Annotated in this window: 21 protein-coding genes; 14 read left to right on the top strand and 7 right to left on the bottom strand. The window is 73.4% G+C overall.

The annotated features are described in order from the left end of the window. Positions 1-69 precede the first annotated feature (69 nt). Genes ACF08B_RS03020 through ACF08B_RS03030 form a run of 3 tightly spaced genes read left to right on the top strand, consistent with a single transcriptional unit; the run spans position 70 to position 2187 of the window. Positions 70-873: an SDR family oxidoreductase gene (locus ACF08B_RS03020; protein WP_392315760.1), complete on the top strand. Its 804-nt coding sequence runs from the start codon at positions 70-72 to the stop codon at positions 871-873. A gap of 4 nt (positions 874-877) precedes the next feature. Further along, positions 878-1903: a DNA topoisomerase IB gene (locus ACF08B_RS03025; RefSeq protein ID WP_392315761.1), complete on the top strand. Its 1026-nt coding sequence runs from the start codon at positions 878-880 to the stop codon at positions 1901-1903. 35 nt (positions 1904-1938) lie between these two features. Beyond that, complete coding sequence (locus tag ACF08B_RS03030) at positions 1939-2187, top strand: hypothetical protein (RefSeq protein ID WP_392315762.1); 249 nt, start codon at positions 1939-1941, stop codon at positions 2185-2187. Between the two features lie 9 nt (positions 2188-2196). On the opposite strand, the gene ACF08B_RS03035 is transcribed toward ACF08B_RS03030, so the two are convergent. Beyond that, a complete protein-coding gene (locus ACF08B_RS03035) occupies positions 2197-3429 on the bottom strand; it encodes an RICIN domain-containing protein (protein WP_392315763.1) in 1233 nt (410 codons plus the stop codon). A 94-nt stretch (positions 3430-3523) separates the two neighbouring features. After that, positions 3524-4081, bottom strand: a complete 558-nt coding sequence (locus ACF08B_RS03040; protein ID WP_392315764.1) for a VanZ family protein — start codon at positions 4079-4081, stop codon at positions 3524-3526. Positions 4082-4325: 244 nt separating this feature from the next. Between ACF08B_RS03040 and ACF08B_RS03045 the strand changes: the two genes are divergently transcribed. From ACF08B_RS03045 to ACF08B_RS03070, 6 genes are read left to right on the top strand one after another with little or no spacing between them, the layout of a single operon-like run. Beyond that, positions 4326-4520 carry a hypothetical protein gene (locus ACF08B_RS03045; protein ID WP_392315765.1) on the top strand — a complete coding sequence of 65 codons (195 nt, stop codon included), beginning with the start codon at positions 4326-4328 and terminating at the stop codon, positions 4518-4520. Beyond that, positions 4517-4969, top strand: coding sequence for an MrpF/PhaF family protein (locus ACF08B_RS03050; protein WP_392316028.1), 453 nt, complete (start codon positions 4517-4519; stop codon positions 4967-4969). Before ACF08B_RS03045 ends, ACF08B_RS03050 begins: the two co-directional genes overlap by 4 nt. 48 nt (positions 4970-5017) lie before the next feature. Beyond that, on the top strand, positions 5018-5281 hold the full coding sequence (locus ACF08B_RS03055; protein WP_392315766.1) for a hydrogenase subunit MbhD domain-containing protein: 264 nt from the start codon (positions 5018-5020) through the stop codon (positions 5279-5281). Further along, entirely contained in the window at positions 5278-6015 is a 738-nt protein-coding gene (locus ACF08B_RS03060; protein WP_392315767.1) for an MnhB domain-containing protein, read from the top strand. Before ACF08B_RS03055 ends, ACF08B_RS03060 begins: the two co-directional genes overlap by 4 nt. A 10-nt stretch (positions 6016-6025) precedes the next feature. After that, positions 6026-6373, top strand: coding sequence for a sodium:proton antiporter (locus ACF08B_RS03065; protein ID WP_392316029.1), 348 nt, complete (start codon positions 6026-6028; stop codon positions 6371-6373). Further along, positions 6373-8139: a complex I subunit 5 family protein gene (locus ACF08B_RS03070; RefSeq protein ID WP_392315768.1), complete on the top strand. Its 1767-nt coding sequence runs from the start codon at positions 6373-6375 to the stop codon at positions 8137-8139. Before ACF08B_RS03065 ends, ACF08B_RS03070 begins: the two co-directional genes overlap by 1 nt. Here the strand turns inward: ACF08B_RS03070 and ACF08B_RS03075 are convergent, their stop codons facing one another. Next, complete coding sequence (locus tag ACF08B_RS03075) at positions 8140-8799, bottom strand: DUF4230 domain-containing protein (protein WP_392315769.1); 660 nt, start codon at positions 8797-8799, stop codon at positions 8140-8142. 188 nt (positions 8800-8987) lie between these two features. Between ACF08B_RS03075 and ACF08B_RS03080 the strand changes: the two genes are divergently transcribed. Next, positions 8988-9932, top strand: coding sequence for a ribose-phosphate diphosphokinase (locus tag ACF08B_RS03080; RefSeq protein WP_392315770.1), 945 nt, complete (start codon positions 8988-8990; stop codon positions 9930-9932). Positions 9933-9938: 6 nt separating this feature from the next. Here the strand turns inward: ACF08B_RS03080 and ACF08B_RS03085 are convergent, their stop codons facing one another. Further along, a complete protein-coding gene (locus ACF08B_RS03085) occupies positions 9939-10319 on the bottom strand; it encodes an anti-sigma factor antagonist (protein ID WP_392315771.1) in 381 nt (126 codons plus the stop codon). Positions 10320-10438: 119 nt separating this feature from the next. Continuing rightward, the gene (locus ACF08B_RS03090) at positions 10439-11389 is read right to left on the bottom strand and encodes an NADP-dependent oxidoreductase (protein ID WP_392315772.1); all 951 of its coding nucleotides are present in this window, start codon (positions 11387-11389) and stop codon (positions 10439-10441) included. A 122-nt stretch (positions 11390-11511) separates the two neighbouring features. Here ACF08B_RS03090 and ACF08B_RS03095 point away from each other — a divergent pair, with 122 nt between their 5' ends. After that, positions 11512-12357: a hypothetical protein gene (locus tag ACF08B_RS03095; RefSeq protein ID WP_392315773.1), complete on the top strand. Its 846-nt coding sequence runs from the start codon at positions 11512-11514 to the stop codon at positions 12355-12357. A 4-nt stretch (positions 12358-12361) separates the two neighbouring features. Here ACF08B_RS03095 and ACF08B_RS03100 read toward each other — a convergent pair whose 3' ends face one another. Further along, on the bottom strand, positions 12362-13987 hold the full coding sequence (locus ACF08B_RS03100) for an amidohydrolase (RefSeq protein WP_392315774.1): 1626 nt from the start codon (positions 13985-13987) through the stop codon (positions 12362-12364). 16 nt (positions 13988-14003) lie between these two features. Next, a complete protein-coding gene (locus tag ACF08B_RS03105) occupies positions 14004-15506 on the bottom strand; it encodes an APC family permease (RefSeq protein ID WP_392315775.1) in 1503 nt (500 codons plus the stop codon). Between the two features lie 126 nt (positions 15507-15632). On the opposite strand from ACF08B_RS03105, the gene ACF08B_RS03110 reads away from it, so the two are divergent. Genes ACF08B_RS03110 through ACF08B_RS03120 form a run of 3 tightly spaced genes read left to right on the top strand, consistent with a single transcriptional unit; the run spans position 15633 to position 17304 of the window. Then, entirely contained in the window at positions 15633-16352 is a 720-nt protein-coding gene (locus ACF08B_RS03110) for a TetR/AcrR family transcriptional regulator (RefSeq protein ID WP_392315776.1), read from the top strand. 43 nt (positions 16353-16395) lie between these two features. Further along, complete coding sequence (locus tag ACF08B_RS03115; protein WP_093472630.1) at positions 16396-16860, top strand: pyridoxamine 5'-phosphate oxidase family protein; 465 nt, start codon at positions 16396-16398, stop codon at positions 16858-16860. Positions 16861-16911: 51 nt separating this feature from the next. After that, entirely contained in the window at positions 16912-17304 is a 393-nt protein-coding gene (locus ACF08B_RS03120) for a VOC family protein (RefSeq protein ID WP_093472629.1), read from the top strand. The last annotated feature ends 94 nt before the right edge of the window (positions 17305-17398 follow it).

Genomic DNA, 17398 nt, shown 5'->3' on the forward strand with positions numbered 1-17398 from the left:
CGCCCGTTTGCCCGACGGGCCCCCGGGTACTGCGGAGCACCACACGCGACCGGAGCCAGGAGGACGCCCATGCCCGCCGAACCCGCGCAGCGCACCGCGTTGATCACCGGCGCGGACAGCGGCATCGGCCGTGCCACCGCCGTCCGGCTGGCCGAGGCGGGCCTGGACGTCGGCATCACCTGGCACTCCGACGAGAAGGGCGCCGAGGAGACGGCCGAGGAGGTCCGCGGCAAGGGGCGCCGCGCCGCCGTCGCCCGGCTCGACCTGACCCGGCTGCCCGGGGCCGCCGACACCGTCGACGAGCTGTGCGAGGAACTCGGCCGGCTGGACGTGCTGGTGAACAACGCCGGGACCGGCACGATGACCCCGTATCTGGACCTGACCCTGGCGGACGTGCGCCGGGTGCTGGACGTCGACCTGGTCGGCCCGTTCCTGTGCGGCCAGCGGGCGGCCCGGCACATGATCCGGCAGGGCGACGGCGGCCGGATCGTCAACGTCACCTCCGTCCACGAACACCAGCCGCGGGTCGGCGCGGCCCCCTACTGCGCGGCGAAGGGCGGGCTCGGCCTGCTCACCCAGGTGATGGCCCTGGAGCTGGCCGAGTACGGCATCACCGTGAACGCGGTGGCGCCGGGCGAGATCGCCACCCCGATGACCGGCCAGGAGGACACCGACGTGCACACCGAGCGCCGCCCCGGCGTGCCGCTCGGCCGGCCCGGCGACGCCCGGGAGGTGGCCGCCGTGATCGCCTTCCTGGCGAGCCCGGACGCCTCCTACGTCACCGGCGCCTCCTGGAGCGTGGACGGCGGCATGCTCCGCATGGGCCCGCAGGCGGGATCCCATCTGACCAGCGACGACTGGCGCCGGCCCTGAGCCCATGAGACTGCGGACCGGCTCCCACGACGGCCCCGGCTTCCGGCGCGTCCGCTGTTGCCGGGGCTCCCGCTACGCCGACACCACCGGCGAGCCCCTCACCGACGCCGGACAGCTCGCCCGCGTCCGCGCCCTCACCATCCCGCCCGCCCGGCGGGACGTGTGGATCTGCCCCTGGCCCAACGGCCACCTGCAGGCCGTCGGCACGGACGACGCGGGACGCCGCCAGTACCTGTACCACGAGCAGTTCCGGGCCGAGCAGGAGAAGGCCAAGCACGAGCACGTGCGGCAGGTCGCGCGGACCCTGCCCGAGCTGCGCGCCGAGATCGCCGGCGACCCGGCGGGACGCGGACTGAGCCGGGCCCGGGTCACCGCCTGCGCGGTCCGCCTGCTCGACCTCGGCTTCTTCCGCGTCGGCAGCGACCGGCACACCCGTACCAGCGAGACCTACGGCCTGACGACCATGCTCCGCGGGCACGTGACCTGCGCCCGGGACCGGATCACGTTCAGCTTCCCGGCCAAGGGCGGTGTCGAGACGGTGCGGGCCCTCGTGGACGACCAGGTGGGGACCGTCGCCCGGGCCCTGCTGCGCCGCGCGCGCGGCGGCGACCGCTTCCTGGTCTTCCACGAGGGCGGGCACCGGCACGACCTGCAAGGCGACGACCTCGACGAGGCGCTGCGCCGGCTGTCCGGCACGGACGTCACCGCCAAGGACTTCCGCACCTGGCACGCCACGGTCCTCGCCGCCGTGGCGCTCTCCGTCGTCGACGGCACCGCCCGCGCCTCCCGGACGGCCCGGCGCCGGCAGATCACCCGCGCCGTCCGCGAGGTCAGCCACTACCTGGGCAACACCCCGGCGGTGTGCCGGGCCTCCTCCATCGATCCGGCGGTCTTCGAGCCGTTCGACCAGGACGTGACCGTCGCCCCCGCGCTCACCCGGCTGGGCGAACACGGGGACTTCGGCCGTCCGGCCACGCAGGGCGCGGTCGAGGCGGCCGTACTGGATCTCCTGGACGGCAGCCGTGGATGACCCGTCCGCCCGGGTTGCGTTCTACGCTGAATTGCATGACCGAACAAGCAGCTCCTCACATCTCCCAACCGCGGATCCTGGTGCTCGGGGTGTGCCCGGGAAAGCCCGGCGAGCCGCCCTTCCGGATCATGGAGATCGACGGCCAGGTGGTCGGTCAGGCCAGGACCGTCACCGACGTCCTGGAGAAGGCCGCCTCCTTCGGCATTCCGATCCACGACCTGGACGACCCGGACGTGGTCCGCTTCGTCGGCGGTGACAAGTACACCTGGACGGTCCGCCACTGAGCGGACGGCTCAGCCGACCGTCCACTTCTGGTTGGCGCCCCCGGTGCAGGTCCAGATCTGCAGCCGGGTCCCGTTCGCCGCGTTGTTCCCGGTGACGTCGAGACATTTGTTCGCCTGCGGATTGACGATGTCGTGCGCCCCGGTGACGGTCCACTTCTGGTTGGGGCCGCCGGTGCAGTCCCACAGCTGGACGGTCGAGCCGTCCGCGGTGCCGTTGCCGGTGACGTCGAGGCACTTGCCGAGCGCGCGGAGCGTGCCGTCCGAGCCGGCCGTCCACGCCTGTGCGCCGGTGCCGTTGCAGTCGTAGAGCTGGACCGGGGTGCCGTTCGCCGGGTTCGCGCCGGCCACGTCCACGCACTTGCCGGCGAGGCCCCGGACCGGCACCCCGGCCGCGCTGCCGCTCGTCGTCACCGACACGGAGTCGACCACCAGTTGCTGCGGGAACTGCGTGGAGCCGTCCGGGTCGCCGGGCCAGTAGCCGCCGACCGCGAGGTTCAGGATGAGGAAGAACGGCTTGTTGAACACCCAGGTCCTGCCGCCCAGGTCGGCGGGGGTGCGCCGCTGGTAGACGTTGCCGTCCACCGACCAGGTGAGCGAGTCGGGCGCCCAGTCGACGGCGAAGGTGTGGAAGGCGTCGGCGAAGGCCTGGCCGTTCGGCAGCGAGTAGCCGGCGCCTATGCCGCCCGAGCCCGAGTAGCCGGGGCCGTGGATGGTGCCGTGCACGGCCGAGGGCTCGAAGCCGACGTTCTCCATCACGTCGATCTCGCCGGAGTCCGGCCAGTTGACCGGCGTGCCGAGCATCCAGAACGCCGGCCACATGCCCTGCCCGCGCGGGATCTTCATGCGCGCCTCGACATGGCCGTACTGCGCGGTGAATTTGCCCGCCGTGTTCAGCCGGGCCGAGGTGTACTGGCAGCTGCCGTACCAGCACTGGTAGCCGGCCGGGTTCTCCTTGCGGGCGGTGATGACCAGGTGGCCCTGTCCGTCCAGGGCCGCGTTCTTCGTGCCCGAGGTGTAGTACTGCCGCTCGTGGTTGTTGACGTTGTCACCGGTCTCCAGCGTCCACTTCGAACCGTCGACCCCCGAGCCGGCGGGACCGTCGAAGGTGTCGGAGAACGTCGCGGCGGCCGCTGCCGCCGGGGCGGCGGACTGGGCCCGGGCGGGCCCGACGGCGGCGGAGCCGACCAGTACGGCGGACAGGGCGGCGAGGAGACATCTGCGGAGCAGGCGTGGGGAGGCCATGGCTCTCCGTTCGGCGTGGGGGGTGAGATGCCTCTTGATTTAAGGAGTGAGATAAGAACCCGTCAATACCCTGGTACGGACCAGTTGCTGACGATCACTCGGCCGCCGGCCGTCGTACGCGCCGGTGTACCCCGCGCCCGAGCCGCCGTCCCAGCAGCAGCCAACCGAGCAGCGCCCCGGCGGTGTTGAGGATGACGTCGTCGATGTCGAAGGCCCGCCCGGTCACCAGCGCGCCCTGCGCCAGCTCCACCATGAGCATCACCAGCGCCGTGAGCACCAGCACCTGGAGCATCCCCCGGGCGCGCGGGGCGAGCACCGGCACCAGCACCCCGAACGGCACACCGAGCAGCACGTTCCCGCCGATCTGCTTGACCGCGTCGCGGAACGGCGCGAACTCCACGTAGGCCTTCAGTGAACGGCCGGGATGCAGATTGCTGTGCGTCAGCGACACCGACGCCGGGGACGGCTGCAGCGTGAGCCGGGCCAGTACGACCGCGAACGCCACCATGAACGTGAAGGCGACCAGCATGGCCAGCAGTCGTACGGGCAGGGCGAGCGCGTGCCGTTCGGCCGGTGGGCGCGGCGCCTCGGCCCGCTCCCGTTTCCTCGGAGCGCGCAGCAGTGCGGGCAGACGCGAAGCGGTACGGGCCATGCGGTCCTCCAGGTCGTGAACTTCCCCGATTTCCCGAGCGGTTACCCGCAGTCCGGCCCGGGATGCCGCCGCCCGGGCCGTTATCGGGGGCGCATCGCCGGTTTCCGTTCACGCTCCCGGGGCACTCCGGGTACCGACCCGCGCGCCGCCGCCCCGCCGCGGGCCCGGCGGTGCTTGGATGCCCCGAGCGGCGCAGGGGACGAAGCACCCCACCCATGGGCGAAGCGGACCGAGGAGGTGGCGGATGACCCGGCGACCGGCCACCCGCACTGTCCTCCTCGCCGCCGGCGAACTCCTCGCCTGGTGGGCGGCCCTGGCACTGCTGTGGCTGGTGCTCGTCTCCACCGTCGACACCCTCGAGCGGATCGTCGGCGCGAGCTGTGCCGCGCTGGGCGCGCTGCTGGCCCGGGCCGGCCGGCGGGCGGTGACATGGCGGTGAACGGCTGGATCCTCGCGGCGACCGTCGAACTCGGCGGGGGAGGGGCGGCCGCCGTCTGGGGCGTGACCACCGGCCCGCTCGCCCGCCGGGTCGTCGCCCAGAACCTGACCACCTCGGTCGTCTGCCCGGCCCTGCTGCTCCTCTCCCAGGGCTACGGCCGCCCGGCCTACGTCGACCTCGCCCTGCTGCTCGCGCTGCTCGGCCCCGTCGGCACCCTCGTCTTCGCCCGGCTCCTCTCCGACGAACTGGAGCGCGGGGAGGCGGGCGCCCGGGGGCTGACCTGGGCCGCCGCCGGGCTGGGCGCGGCCGTCGTGATCGCGCTGTGCGTGGCCGGCGGACCGGGCCGGGCCATGGTGAAACTGCTGGTGATCGGCGTCCTGCTGATCGGCGGCAACCTGATCGCCTCACGCGCGCTGGCCGGCGGCATCCAGGGGGTGCGCGGTGGCTGACGCGCGCCGGGCGGGAACCCCGGCCGGCGCACCGCCGGGAGGTGCCGGATGTCCGACGCGCTGATCGTCGTCACCCTGCTCCTGGTGGCCGCTTCCGCCACCGCGGCCGTCGTCCAGCGCGACCCGGCCCGGCAGGCACTGGTGCTCTCCGTGCTCGGGGTCGTCCTCGCCGCGCTGTTCACCGTGCTCCAGGCCCCCGACGTCGGCCTGTCCCAACTGGCCGTCGGCGCCGCGCTGACCCCGCTGCTGATCATGCTCTCGGTGCGCCGGACCCGAAGGCGCCGCACCCCGGACAAGGACGGCACCCGGTGAACCGGCTGCGGCTGTGGCTGCTCGCCGTCGGCGGCACCGGCCTGGCGGCCCTGCTGGCGGCGGCCTGCCTCGACCTGCCGGACTTCGGCGGCCGATGGCACCCGTACGGCGAACGGGCCGTCCGCGCCTCCCTCGACCGGCACACCGCCAACACCATCGCCTCCGTCAACTTCGACCAGCGCGCCTACGACACCCTCGGCGAGATGAGCATCCTGTTCGCCGCCGTCCTGGGCTGCGTGGTGCTGCTGCGCCAGGCCCGCGACGAGCACCGGGCCCGGCCCGAACCCGCCGAGGTGGCCAGGCCGGTCCGCCGCTACGCCCTGCTCGTGCTCCCCGTCGCCCTGGTCACCGGCCTGTACATCGTCGCGCACGGCCAGCTCAGCCCCGGCGGCGGCTTCCAGGGCGGAGTCGTCGCCGCGACCGCCCTGCACCTGCTCTACCTCGGCGCCGACTACCGCGCCCTGGAGCGCGTCCGCCCGCTCGGCGTCTACGAGGTCTCCGACGCGGTCGCCGTCTCCTCCTACCTCGTGCTCGGTCTCGCGGGGATCCTGGCCGGCACCGCGTTCCTGGCCAACACGCTGCTGCCGTACGGCACCTTCAACACCCTGTCCTCCGGCGGCACCGTCCCGCTGCTGAACGCGGCCATCGGCATGGAGGTGGCGAGCGCGGTGGTCGTCCTGCTCGCCAACTTCCTCGACCAGGCCGTCGAGATCGAGGAGGAGCAGGGGAGTTGAGAACACCGTGATGCACGTCCTTCCGTACCTGACCGCCGCCTACGTGTTCCTGGTGGGCTGCTACGGCCTCGCCACCAGCCGCAACCTCGTCCACGCGGTCGGCTGCCTCGCGGTCTGCCAGTCCGCCACGTACGTCCTGCTGCTGGCGGTCGGCTACCGCGACGGCGCCACCGCGCCCGTCTTCTCCGACATCCGGCCCGGCTCCCGGCCCGTGGTCGACCCGGTCGTGCAGGCCCTCACCCTCACCGACATCGTCGTCGGCGCCACCGTCACCGCGCTGCTGCTCGCCCTGGTGCTGCAGATCGCCAAGCGGCACGGCACCGTCGACCCCGACGAACTCCGGGAGCTGCGCGGCTGATGCACCATCTGCTCCCGCTGCTCGTCGCGATCCCGCTGCTCGGCGCGGCCTTCCTGGTCGTCGCCGGCCGGCGGCTGCCCCGGATCGCCGCCGAGATCACCGGTCTCGTGGTCTCGGGCGGCACCGCCGTCCTGGCGCTGCTCCTGCTGGCGTCCTCCGTCCCGCCGATGGTCGAGTGGGTCGGCGGCTGGCTGCCCGTCGGCGGCGAGAGCGTCGGCATCGTCGTGATCGGGGACGGCCCGGCGCTCGGCATGGCCACGCTGGTCTCGCTGCTGACCCTCGCCGCCCTCGCCTACTCCTGGCGGTACTTCGACGAGCCCCCGCACGGTCACCGCGGCGCGTTCACCGCGCTGATGCTGGTGTTCCAGGGCGCCATGTGCGGATTCGCCCTCGCCGGCGACCTGTTCAACGCGTTCGTGTTCTTCGAGCTGATGAGCGTCACGGCCTACGCGCTCACCGGCTACCGCATCGACGAGCCCAAGGCCGTCCAGGGCGCCCTGACCTTCGGCGTCGTCAACTCCCTCGGCGCGTACGCCATGCTGATGGGCATCGCCCTGCTGTACGCGCGCACCGGTGAACTCGGCATGTCGAAGATCGGGCGCGGCCTCGACACCGCGGCCGGGAGCGGCGGTCCGGACGCGCTGGTCCTCGCCTCCTTCGTGCTGGTCCTGACCGGCCTGCTGGTGAAGGCGGCCTCGCTGCCCTTCCACTTCTGGCTGCCGGACGCGCACGCCGTCGCCCCCACCCCGGTCTGCATGCTGCTGTCCGGGGTGATGGTCGAACTCGGCGTCTACGGCGTCTGGCGCGTCTACGGCACCGTCTTCGCCGGGCCCGGCGGCATCCCGGCCGCCGACCTGACCCGGGCCCTGGTGACGCTCGGCACCCTCACGGCCGCGGTCGGCGCCGTCATGTGCTGGTACCAGCGGCACATCAAACGGCTGCTCGCCTACTCCACCGTCGCCCACACCGGCCTGTTCCTCGTCGGCATCGGCGTCCTCACCCCGGAGGGCGACGACGGGGTCGCGCTGTACATCATCGGGCACGCCGGGGTGAAGGCCGCGCTGTTCGCCTGTGCGGGCGTGCTGCTCGACCGGTTCGGCAGCGTCGACGAGCACGCGCTGCACGGCCGGGCCCGCCGGCTGCGCGTGACCGCGGTGCTGTTCGCCGTCGGCGGCCTGGGCCTCGCGGGCCTGCCGCCGTTCGGCACCGGACTGGGCAAGGCGGTGACCGAGGAGGCGGTCGGCGGCCCGCTCACCGTCGTGTTCGTGGCCGCGTCCGCGATCACCGGCGGCGCGGTCCTGCGGGTCACGGCCCGGGTGTTCCTCGGACTCGGGCCACGCCCGCGGGACGCCGAGTACGAGACGAGCGGCTCCGACGAGGAACCCGAGACCGGCGGTCTGCTGCGCCGGATCCCGGACACCATGACGACGGTGCCCGCCGTGCTGCTCGCCGGGGCCCTCGCCGTCGGCACCGTCCCCGGCTTCGGTGACCTGGTGGCCCGCTCGGTCAACGAGACGGGCTCGGGCGGCGCCCAGGTGTCCGTGCACTGGACGCTCCACGGCGCCCTGCTGGGCCTGGCCGCCACCGTGCTGGCGGTGGCCCTCGCCGCCCTCGCCGTGACCCGCCCCCGGTGGGTGGCCGCCCCCGACCGGGCCGCGCCGCTGCGCCGGCTGCAGTCCGGGCACGTGGGCGACTACGTGGCCTGGCTGCTGGTCGGCGCCACGGCGCTGGGACTGCTGGCCCTGCCGGGCGTGCTGGGCGGCTGATCAGCCCGTTCGCGTGCCGTAGGTGACGCGCACCTCCTTGAAGCCGAGGGAGCGCAGCAGCCCCTGGAGCATGGCGGTGGTGTTGCTCTCGGCGCGCGCGGTCAGCCCGCTGCTCCGCGCCGCGCCGCCGATGTGGCGCACGGCGACCTTCTGCACGGCCTGCTCGCTGTTGGGGTTGTCCGAGAACAGGTCGCCCAGCCGGTCCAGCAGACCGCGCTGCTTGGAGACGGCGTAGGAGTGGTCGGGGTCGAGGGCGGGTTTGCCGAGCGCGGCGTGCGGCAGCCGGATCGTGGCGGACGTGCGGTCGCCGTTGACGGTCACGTCCTTCTCCCCGACCCGTCCGAGGTCGACGTAGGCGTCCACGGTGCCGGCCCCGACGTACAGGGTGCGGGTGCCGCGGATGGCGTCGGGCAGGAACTTGGCGTCCTTGTCCAGGTCCACGACGACCTGGAAGTTGCCCGAGGCCGCGTCGTAGCGGCTCATGTCCTGGATGGACCTGAGGAGCGCGGGTCCGGAGCGGTCGTGCGTCTCGGTGCCGAACAGGTCCTTGATGCCCGGCAGCACGGCCAGCCGGATCCCGGCGAACAGCACCGCGAGCACCAGGACGAGGGCGGCCACGGCCTTGACCCAGCCGGGCACGCGTCTGACGGAAGTCCCCATCGCGACGGTCCTCCTTCCTTGTGTCCGGATGCCCGCCAACCGCCGTACCAGACAACTGCGTTCGCCGAACGTCCGGACTGTCGGGCGGCTCGCGCCCCGGCCTGATCGTGCCGTCGCCGCCGGGCGGGTGCGGTGGGGCGCCAGTAGCATGGCGGCCCAGCCCCTGCCGATCATGCGAGGAGCGGATCGTGCGAGACATCGCCGTGTTCAGCGGCAGTGCCCACCCCGGCCTGGCCGAGGAGGTCTGCGCCCACCTCGGGGTGCCGCTCAGTCCCACCCGGGTGAGCCGGTTCGCCAACGACTGTCTGGAGGTGCAGCTTCAGGCCAACTGCCGGGAGCGGGACGTCTTCCTGATCCAGCCCCTGGTCACGCCGGTGCAGGAGCATCTGGTGGAGCTGCTGCTGATGTGCGACGCCGCCCGCGGCGCCTCGGCGGGCCGCATCACCGTCGTCATGCCGCACTACTCCTACGCGCGCTCCGACAAGAAGGACGCCCCGCGCATCTCCATCGGCGGACGGCTGGTCGCCGACCTCATGGTCGCCGCGGGCGCGAGCCGGGTGCTGGCCATGACCCTGCACTCCCCGCAGGTGCACGGCTTCTTCTCGGTGCCGGTCGACCATCTGCACGCCCTGCGCGAACTGGCCGCGCATTTCGGGCAGTACGACCTGACCCGCACCACGGTCGTCTCGCCGGACCTCGGCAACGCGAAGGAGGCCGCCGCGTTCGCCCGCCGGATCGGCGCCGGCGTGGCGGCCGGCGCCAAGCAGCGCTACGCGGACGACCGGGTGACCATCAGCTCCGTCATCGGCGACGTCGCCGGACGGGACGTCATCGTGCTGGACGACGAGATCGCCAAGGGCAGCACCGTGCTGGAACTGCTGGACCGGCTGCGGGAGTCCCGGCCGCGGTCGATCCGGGTGGCGTGCACGCACGGTCTGTTCGCGGCGGGCGCGCTGAAACGGCTGAGCGAGCAGCCGGACGTCCTGGAGATCGTCTGCACCAACACCGTGCCGATCCCCGAGGGCGAGCACACGGAGAAGCTGCGTGTGCTGTCCATCGCGCCGGCCCTGGCCGAGGCCGTGCGCCGGATCCACGACGGCGAATCGGTCAGCGCCCTGTTCGAGGAGTCGTAGCCCGCGTCACAGGGAGCCGGACGCCGCCTCGGCCTCGGCCAGGGCGGCGTCCGGCGTGGGATGCGGTGGCAGCAGCCGGGTGAGGCCGGTCAGCCGGAACACGCGCAGGGTCAGCGGGTGCGTGCACACGAGGTGCAGCCGCCCGCCGCGCTCCAGCACCCGCATCCGCGCCCGGTGCAGCAGGCGCAGCCCCGAACAGTCGAAGAACTCCACGAGCCGCAGATCGATCAGGATCCGTTCGCCGGGGCGGCCCGTGACCAGGTCGAGGACCGGCACGATCTCCGCCGCCGCGGCGATGTCGATCTCGCCCCGGAACTCCAGGACCGTGTGCGCCCGGTAGGCGTACACACGCACATGCCGTGTGAGAGGTACAGGTTCGTTTCGCACCCCGCCACCACCTCCCACCCGTTCCCGGACGCCGGTGTCCCGATCGTCAAGTTACCCTCGATGGAAGGAATTTGAGCATGTTCGATTGACATATGTCTTCGAGTTTGGCGCGTGTCGTGTCAGTCGACGATCAGCACCAGCTTGCCCGTCGTGCGCCCGGTGTCCCCGAGCTCGTGCGCCTTGGCCGCCTCGGCCAGCGGGAACGTCCCGGCGACCGTGGCGCGCAGCCTCCCGGACCCGGCCAGCTCCGCGACCGCCCGCATCCCGCCCCGGTCCGCGTCGACCAGCATGCGCACCGCCCGCACACCGAGCCGCTCGGCCTCCTCGAAGAAGTCCGCGGAGCCCACCGGCAGGATCGACACCACGATCCCGCCCGGCCGCAGCGTCCGCAGGGACCGCACGGAGGTGTCGCCGCCCAGCGTGTCCAGCACGACGTCGACGTCCCGCACCACCTCCGTGACGTCCGTGGTGCGATAGTCGACCGGCTCGTCCACCCCGAGCTCCCGCAGGAAGCCGTGCTTGCCCGCGCTCGCCGTGCCGATCACGTACGCGCCCCGCTCCTTGGCGATCCGGACGGCCACATGGCCGACCCCGCCGGCCGCCGCGTGGATCAGCACCCGCTGCCCGGGCCGTACGTCGGCGTGCTCGGTGAGCGCCTGCCAGGCCGTCAGGGACACCAGCGGCAGCGCGCCCGCCTGCACGTGGTCGAGCGAGGTCGGCTTGCGCGTCAGGGCGCGGACCGGGGCGATCACGTACTCGGCGTGCGAGCCGTGGCCGTACGGATAGGGCAGCATGCCGAAGACCTCGTCACCGGGCCGGAAGGCGGCCACGCCGATCCCGGTCGCGGCGATCTCGCCGGACACGTCCCAGCCGAGGACGAAGGGGGGCTCGCCCAGGAACCCGCCGGTCGCCCGGTGCTTCCAGTCGGTGGGGTTCAGCCCGGCGGCCCGCACCCGCACCAGCACCTGGTTCGGGCCCGGCTCGGGCCGCTCCACACGTACTTCCCGCAACACCTCGGGACCGCCGAGGACGTCCTGGCTGATGGCTCGCATCGTGGTCACATCGCTCATGGTCACCCAGCCTGCCCCGATCGGCGCGCCCGGAGAACGCCACGCGCCGCCGGCCGTGCGAACGTTCCCGCCCGGATCGGCGTCGAAGGACCGCACACGGCACCGGAGAAGAGGGGCGGGACATGCGCGGAGGACTCGTGGCGTTGGCGGTACTGACGGCTGTGGCGGCGGTGGGGTGCGACGACGGCCCCCGGCCCGACCTGGTGTTGAAGGGCACCCCGCCGGCGGCCCCGTACAGCGGTCGGCTCGACGTGCCCACCCGGGAGATCGACGAGAGCGGCCCCCGGGCGCTCCTCCTGGCCTCCGGGGCCGCGGGCCGGGCGCTGGAGTGCGACGGGGAGATCTTCGACGGCTCGGGACCCGACGGCTGGAGCAGGTCCGACGGGGGAGCCACCCCGGAGGAGGGGCTCGCCCTCCACTTCGACATGTTCCAGCCGGAGGAGCCGGACCACGGCTACCGCGTGGAACGCAAGGAGCGGGACCGGGTGCTGTACTCCTACGACGTCGACGGCCGGACCAAGGTGGCGGTCGTGGTGGCCAGGGACCAGAAGGACCGGCCCGGCTGGGGCCCCGAGACCAGCGCCGCCTGCGACCCGGCCGAACTCCCCGAGAGCTTCACCGCCACCACCGACTGGCAGATCTGGACGGACCGCGCCGGCCGCAGGGTCCCGGTGAGCAGGCTGAGCAGCTCGGCGGGACCGGAGCACTGCGGCTGGCAGTCGGCCTCCTTCCTCCAACTGGACGACCGGACGTACGCCCGCGACCCCGACGGGGTGCTCCACCGGGACGGCCTGCTCCCGAAGCCGTACCGCGCGAAGGTCCGCATGCCCGCCGGCGCCCACGACACCGGCTACCACCACCGTGGCCGGCGGCTGTGGCTGACGGACGACCGTGCGACCGCGTACGTCCGCACGGCCGCCGGAGTGGAGGCGTGGCCGCTGCTGAAGGAGGGCGTCGGCTGCGACTGAGCGGTCACCCGGCCGCGTACACCCGCTCGCCGCCGACATAGGTGTGGGCCACGGCCGTCTCCGCGATCGCCTCCGGCGGCCCGGCGAACGGGTCGCGGTCCAGGACCACCAGGTCGGCGAGCGCCCCGGCCGCCACCCGGCCGGTGTCGTCCAGATGGTTCACGTACGCCGAACCGGCCGTGTACGCCGTCAGCGCGTCCCCGAGGGTCAGCCGCTCGTCCGGCAGGAACACCGGCCGCGAGCCTCCCGGTTCGACCCGGTTGACCGCGACATGGAGGCCCTGGAGCGGATCGGGGCTGCTCACCGGCCAGTCGCTGCCCGCCGCGAGCCGTGCCCCGGAGCGCAGCAGCGCGCCGAACGGGTACTGCCAGGCGGTCCGTTCCGGTCCGAGGAAGGGGATCGTCAACTCGTCCATCTGCGGCTCGTGCGCGGCCCACAGCGGCTGGATGTTGGCGGTGGCCCCGAGCCGGGCGAACCGGGGCACGTCCTCGGGGTGCACCACCTGGAGATGGGCGAGGTGCGGCCGGGTGTCGCTCGGCCCGTTGGCCGCACGGGCGGCCTCGACGGCGTCCAGGGCGTCCCGTACGGCCCGGTCGCCCAGCGCGTGGAAGTGGCACTGGAAGCCGAGCGCGTCCAGCTCGGTGACGAAGGCGGGCAGCCGCTCCGGGTCGATGAAGCTCTTGCCGCGGTTGGCGGTGGCGCAGCCGCACCGGTCCAGGTACGGGTCCAGCAGCGCGGCCGTGTGGTTCTCGGCGACGCCGTCCAGCATCAGCTTCACCGTGCCGGCCCGGAACCGTCCCCGGCCCAGCGCGTCCCGGCGGGCCACGAGTTCGGGGATCTGCTCGGCCCCGCGCTCGCGGTCCCACCACAGGGCGCCCCGGACCCGGGCGGTGAGCGTGCCCTCCTCGGCGGCGGTGCGGTACGCCTCGGCCGGGTCGTCCATGCCGAGGAAGTCGCCGATCAGCGCGTCCTGCCAGGCGGTGACGCCGAGCTCGTGCAGGTGCCGCTGGGCGTGCAGCAGCGCGGCAAGCCGGTCCGCGGGGGTGGCGGCCGGCGTGAGCCGGCCCACCAGCTGCATCGCGCCTTCCTGGAGCGTGCCGCTGGGCTCGCCGGAGGCGTCCCGCTCGATCCGCCCGTCGGCCGGGTCGGGGGTGTGCCGGTCGATCCCGGCTAGCTCCAGCGCCCGGCTGTTGACCCAGGCGCCGTGGTGGTCCCGGTTGGGCAGGTACACCGGCCGGTCCGGGACCGCCGCGTCCAGCAGCTCCTTCGTGGGAACGCCGCCGGCGAAGGCCTCCATGGACCAGCCGCCGCCGAGGATCCACGTGCGGTCGGGGTGGGCCTCGGCGTAGGCGCGGACGGCGGCCACGGTGTCCTCGGCCGTCGTCGTGCCGCTCAGGTCGCACTGGGACAGCTCCAGACCGGCCGGCACCGGGTGGACGTGCGCGTCCTGGAAGCCCGGCAGCAGCAGCCGCCCGGCGAGGTCGACCACCTCCGTGCGGGGCCCGGCGAGTTCGTGTACCTCGGCACGGCCGACGGCGGTGATCCGGTCGCCGGTGACGGCGACGGCGGTCGCCGTACGGCCCTCGGGGGTGAGGACGGGGCCGCCGGTGAAAAGGAGATCAGCGTGCATGATGTCTTTCCTCGGGTCAGTTGGAGGTGGTCAGGAGCTGCGGGGAGTCGGCGTCGGTGCCCTCGCCGGTGCGGAAGTACGCCGATCCGCGCACCCACTTGGCCCACGCGGCCGCGAGGACCCCGGAGAGGATCATGACCAGCGGCATGAGCAGCAGGAACCAGCCGTTGTCCGCGCTGACCTCGAAGTGGTCGGCGGAGGTGTAGAAGGACCAGCCGAGGTACCCGCCGAGGCCCAGCAGGGCGAGGGCGCTGAGTGCGGGCAGCACCACCGCCCGCACACCCTGGCGGACGTCCTCCCGCAGCAGCGAACGGAAGCGGGCCGCGGCCGCGAGCGCGGTGAGCGCGTACGACAGTGCGACGACGATCCCCACGGCGTTCACCGTCGCCATGATCATGTCGGCGAGGCGCGGGATCACCAGGGCGAGCACCGCCACCACCGTGGCGAGGGCGCCGATCAGCAGCGTGCCGGCCGCCGGTGTGCCGTACCGGGGACTGATCCTGGACCACACCGGCCCGAGGGTGCGGTCCCGGCTCATGGCGAACATCCCGCGCGCCGTCGGGATGACCCCGGCCTGGAGCGAGGCCACCGCCGAGAACATCAGCGCCACGAGGGGCAGGGCGGCCAGCGGCTGCGCGGCGAGCCGGTCGCCGAAGTACGCCAGCCCCTCCGCCCCGTGTCCGGCCAGCTCGGGCTCGGACAGCACCCGCTGGAAGGCGACCGAGCCGAGCAGGAACAGCCCCAGCATCGTGACCAGGGTGATCAGCCCGGCCCGGGAGGCGTCCTTCGGGTCCCGCACCTCCTCGTTCACGGTGAACGCCGTCTCGAAGCCCCAGTAGCAGAACACCGACAGCAGCAGCCCCTGCGCCAGCGCGCTCGCCGAGGGGATCGCGAACGGATCGAACCAGGAGAGCCGGAAGGGATGCGGGCCGGTGACGATGCCGTAGCCGCAGAAGCCCAGCAGCACGGCGTACTCGAAGACCAGCAGCCACGACTGCAGCCTGGCCGCGGTGCGCACACCGGTCACGGCGGTGAGCGTGACCGCGACCAGGACGACGATGCCCACCAGCGTCGTCTGCGCGGTCGAGCCCGGGTCCAGGGCGAGCGAGCCGATGCGGTGCACCCCCGCGTCCCCGGCCAGCTGCAGCAGCGCGGACCCGGTGACCGCCGTGGTGTAGGCGAGGAAGGCCACGCTCGCCACGATGTTGACCCAGCCGACCGTGAAGCCCAGCCAGGGGCTCAGCGACCGGCCCACCCACACGTAGCCGTTGCCCGCGTTCGGTTCCACCCGGTTCAGCCGGGAGAAGGCGCCGGCGATGCCGAGCACCGGCAGGAACGCCAGCAGCATGATGGCCGGCAGATGCAGGCCGACCACCCCGGCGGTCACGCCGAGGCCTATGCCGATGCTGGTGGTCGCCGCCGTGCTGGACGCGGCGACCGCGATGCCGTCCAGCACGCTCAGGGACCTGCGCAGCTCGGGCCGCGCGGGGGGATCCACACCGAAGGGGCTGTCGCTCATGGCCGGCTCTCCGCTCGCACCAGGGGGCCCGGACGGGCCCCGGTGACCGCAGATGAAACCGTCCGGCCGCTTCACAGGTCAACGGTGTTGTCATAAGGTTCCGGGCAACCACGAGGGAGGCCGCCCATGAGCGAACGCGTCGTCCCGCCCGCCGAACGCCGGCGCAGGCGGCCCACCAAGCAGGGCGTCGTCCTCTCCGAGGAACTGATCGTGCGGACCGCGCTCCGGCTGATCGAGGAGCACGGCGCCGACGCGCTCTCCGTGCGTCGGCTCGGCCGGGCGCTCGGCGCCGACCCCAGCTCCCTGTACCGGTACTTCCGGCACACGGACGACCTGATGCTGGCCGTCGCCGACGAGCTGATCGGCCGCACCCTGCGCGCCTGGCGGCCCACCGGCGACTGGGCGGCGGACCTGCGCGACCTCGGGCTGCGCATGCATGCCGGAGCCCTGGCTCACCCCCGCGCTGCCGTGCTCGGCGCGCACCGCGTCACCGGGCGCACGCACGAGATCCAGGCCGTGGAGAGCATCCTGCGTGTGCTGCGCCAGGCCGGGTTTCCCGATCCGGAGGCGGTGCGGATCTACCACGCGTTCGTGGACCAGGCCCTCGCCTTCGGCGCCCTGGACTCCGCGGGCACCTCGCTGCCCCGGGCCGCCCGCGACGCCGAGACCGAGGTGTGGCGGACGACGTACGGCCGGCTGCCCGCCGACACCCATCCGCACATCGCGGCCACCGCCCGCCACCTCGCCGCCACCATGCGGCGCAGCTCCTACCCGGCCGCCCTGGAACTCCTCCTCGTAGCCGCCCGGACACGCCTTGATCACCTCCGTGCGGAGACCGGAGGGTGACGGACACACTGGTAGCCATCCGCACCCGAGGAGGCCGTACGCCATGACCGAAGCGCCCGCCCGCTCCGCCGAACAGCGCAAGAAGGACACCCTCCACCGGCTGGAGCACGACGTCGACGCCTGGGTCGCCACCGCCGGCCCCGACGGCGGCGCCCCGTACCTCGTCCCGCTGTCCTTCGTGTGGGACGGCACCGTCCTGCTGATCGCCACCCCTGCCGAGAGCCCCACCGGCCGCAACCTCGTGGCCACCGGCACCGCCCGCCTCGGCATCGGCCCGACGCGCGACGTCGTCATGATCGAGGGGACCGTCCGCGCGGTGACGCCCGAGGACCTGCCCGAGGAGGACGCCGAGGTCTTCGCCGGGAAGACCGGCTTCGACCCGCGTCAACTGGCCACCCGCTACCTGTACTTCACCGTCCTGCCGCAACGCGTCCAGGCCTGGCGGGAGGCGAACGAGCTGCCGGGCAGGGAGCTCATGCGCGACGGGCGGTGGCTGCTCGCCGACTGAATCCGGGGGCCCGGGATAAGCGCAGGGAAGAGGAGACCCCCGGGAGGAAGCATGGCACTGGTGAAAGCGGGCGTCCTGATCCTGGACTGCGCCGAACCCGAGAAACTCGCCGAGTTCTACAAGGAGTTGCTGGAGGGTGAGCAGACGCACGCGTCCGCCAACCTCGTGGAGATACAGGGTGCGGACGGCGTCCGGCTGGCCTTCCGCCGCGACGTCAACGCGACCCCGCCCAGCTGGCCCCGCCCGGAGAACTCGCTCCAGGTCCATCTCGACTTCCTGGTCGAGGACCTGGACGAGGCGGAGCGCCGGGTGGTGGGGCTCGGCGGCCGGCCCATCGAGGCACGGGACGCGGCCGGCCCCTACGAGGAGCGCGGCTACTCCGATCCCGCCGGGCACTCCTTCACCCTGCGCATGGTCCCCAACAGGGCGCCCAAGCAGGGGTGACGGGCGCCGGGCTCGGGGTGACGCCCCCGAGCCCCGCCGGACGGAACAAGGGGGGCGCCTCCCGGCCGTGACCACGGACCGGAAGGCGCCCTTC

This window comes from Streptomyces sp. NPDC015139, assembly GCF_043079785.1.
GTDB classification, from domain to species: domain Bacteria; phylum Actinomycetota; class Actinomycetes; order Streptomycetales; family Streptomycetaceae; genus Streptomyces; species Streptomyces albidocamelliae.

Excerpts from the sequence above, each read along its gene's own strand:
- ACF08B_RS03065 (WP_392316029.1), top strand. The coding sequence starts at position 6,026 with ATGCACGTCCTTCCGTACCTGACCGCCGCCTACGTGTTCCTGGTGGGC.
- ACF08B_RS03020 (WP_392315760.1), top strand. The coding sequence starts at position 70 with ATGCCCGCCGAACCCGCGCAGCGCACCGCGTTGATCACCGGCGCGGAC.
- ACF08B_RS03075 (WP_392315769.1), bottom strand. The coding sequence starts at position 8,799 with ATGGGGACTTCCGTCAGACGCGTGCCCGGCTGGGTCAAGGCCGTGGCC.
- ACF08B_RS03105 (WP_392315775.1), bottom strand. The coding sequence starts at position 15,506 with ATGAGCGACAGCCCCTTCGGTGTGGATCCCCCCGCGCGGCCCGAGCTG.
- ACF08B_RS03025 (WP_392315761.1), top strand. The coding sequence starts at position 878 with ATGAGACTGCGGACCGGCTCCCACGACGGCCCCGGCTTCCGGCGCGTC.
- ACF08B_RS03055 (WP_392315766.1), top strand. The coding sequence starts at position 5,018 with ATGTCCGACGCGCTGATCGTCGTCACCCTGCTCCTGGTGGCCGCTTCC.
- ACF08B_RS03045 (WP_392315765.1), top strand. The coding sequence starts at position 4,326 with ATGACCCGGCGACCGGCCACCCGCACTGTCCTCCTCGCCGCCGGCGAA.
- ACF08B_RS03030 (WP_392315762.1), top strand. The coding sequence starts at position 1,939 with ATGACCGAACAAGCAGCTCCTCACATCTCCCAACCGCGGATCCTGGTG.
- ACF08B_RS03035 (WP_392315763.1), bottom strand. The coding sequence starts at position 3,429 with ATGGCCTCCCCACGCCTGCTCCGCAGATGTCTCCTCGCCGCCCTGTCC.
- ACF08B_RS03040 (WP_392315764.1), bottom strand. The coding sequence starts at position 4,081 with ATGGCCCGTACCGCTTCGCGTCTGCCCGCACTGCTGCGCGCTCCGAGG.
- ACF08B_RS03090 (WP_392315772.1), bottom strand. The coding sequence starts at position 11,389 with ATGAGCGATGTGACCACGATGCGAGCCATCAGCCAGGACGTCCTCGGC.
- ACF08B_RS03100 (WP_392315774.1), bottom strand. The coding sequence starts at position 13,987 with ATGCACGCTGATCTCCTTTTCACCGGCGGCCCCGTCCTCACCCCCGAG.
- ACF08B_RS03120 (WP_093472629.1), top strand. The coding sequence starts at position 16,912 with ATGGCACTGGTGAAAGCGGGCGTCCTGATCCTGGACTGCGCCGAACCC.
- ACF08B_RS03070 (WP_392315768.1), top strand. The coding sequence starts at position 6,373 with ATGCACCATCTGCTCCCGCTGCTCGTCGCGATCCCGCTGCTCGGCGCG.
- ACF08B_RS03110 (WP_392315776.1), top strand. The coding sequence starts at position 15,633 with ATGAGCGAACGCGTCGTCCCGCCCGCCGAACGCCGGCGCAGGCGGCCC.
- ACF08B_RS03115 (WP_093472630.1), top strand. The coding sequence starts at position 16,396 with ATGACCGAAGCGCCCGCCCGCTCCGCCGAACAGCGCAAGAAGGACACC.
- ACF08B_RS03095 (WP_392315773.1), top strand. The coding sequence starts at position 11,512 with ATGCGCGGAGGACTCGTGGCGTTGGCGGTACTGACGGCTGTGGCGGCG.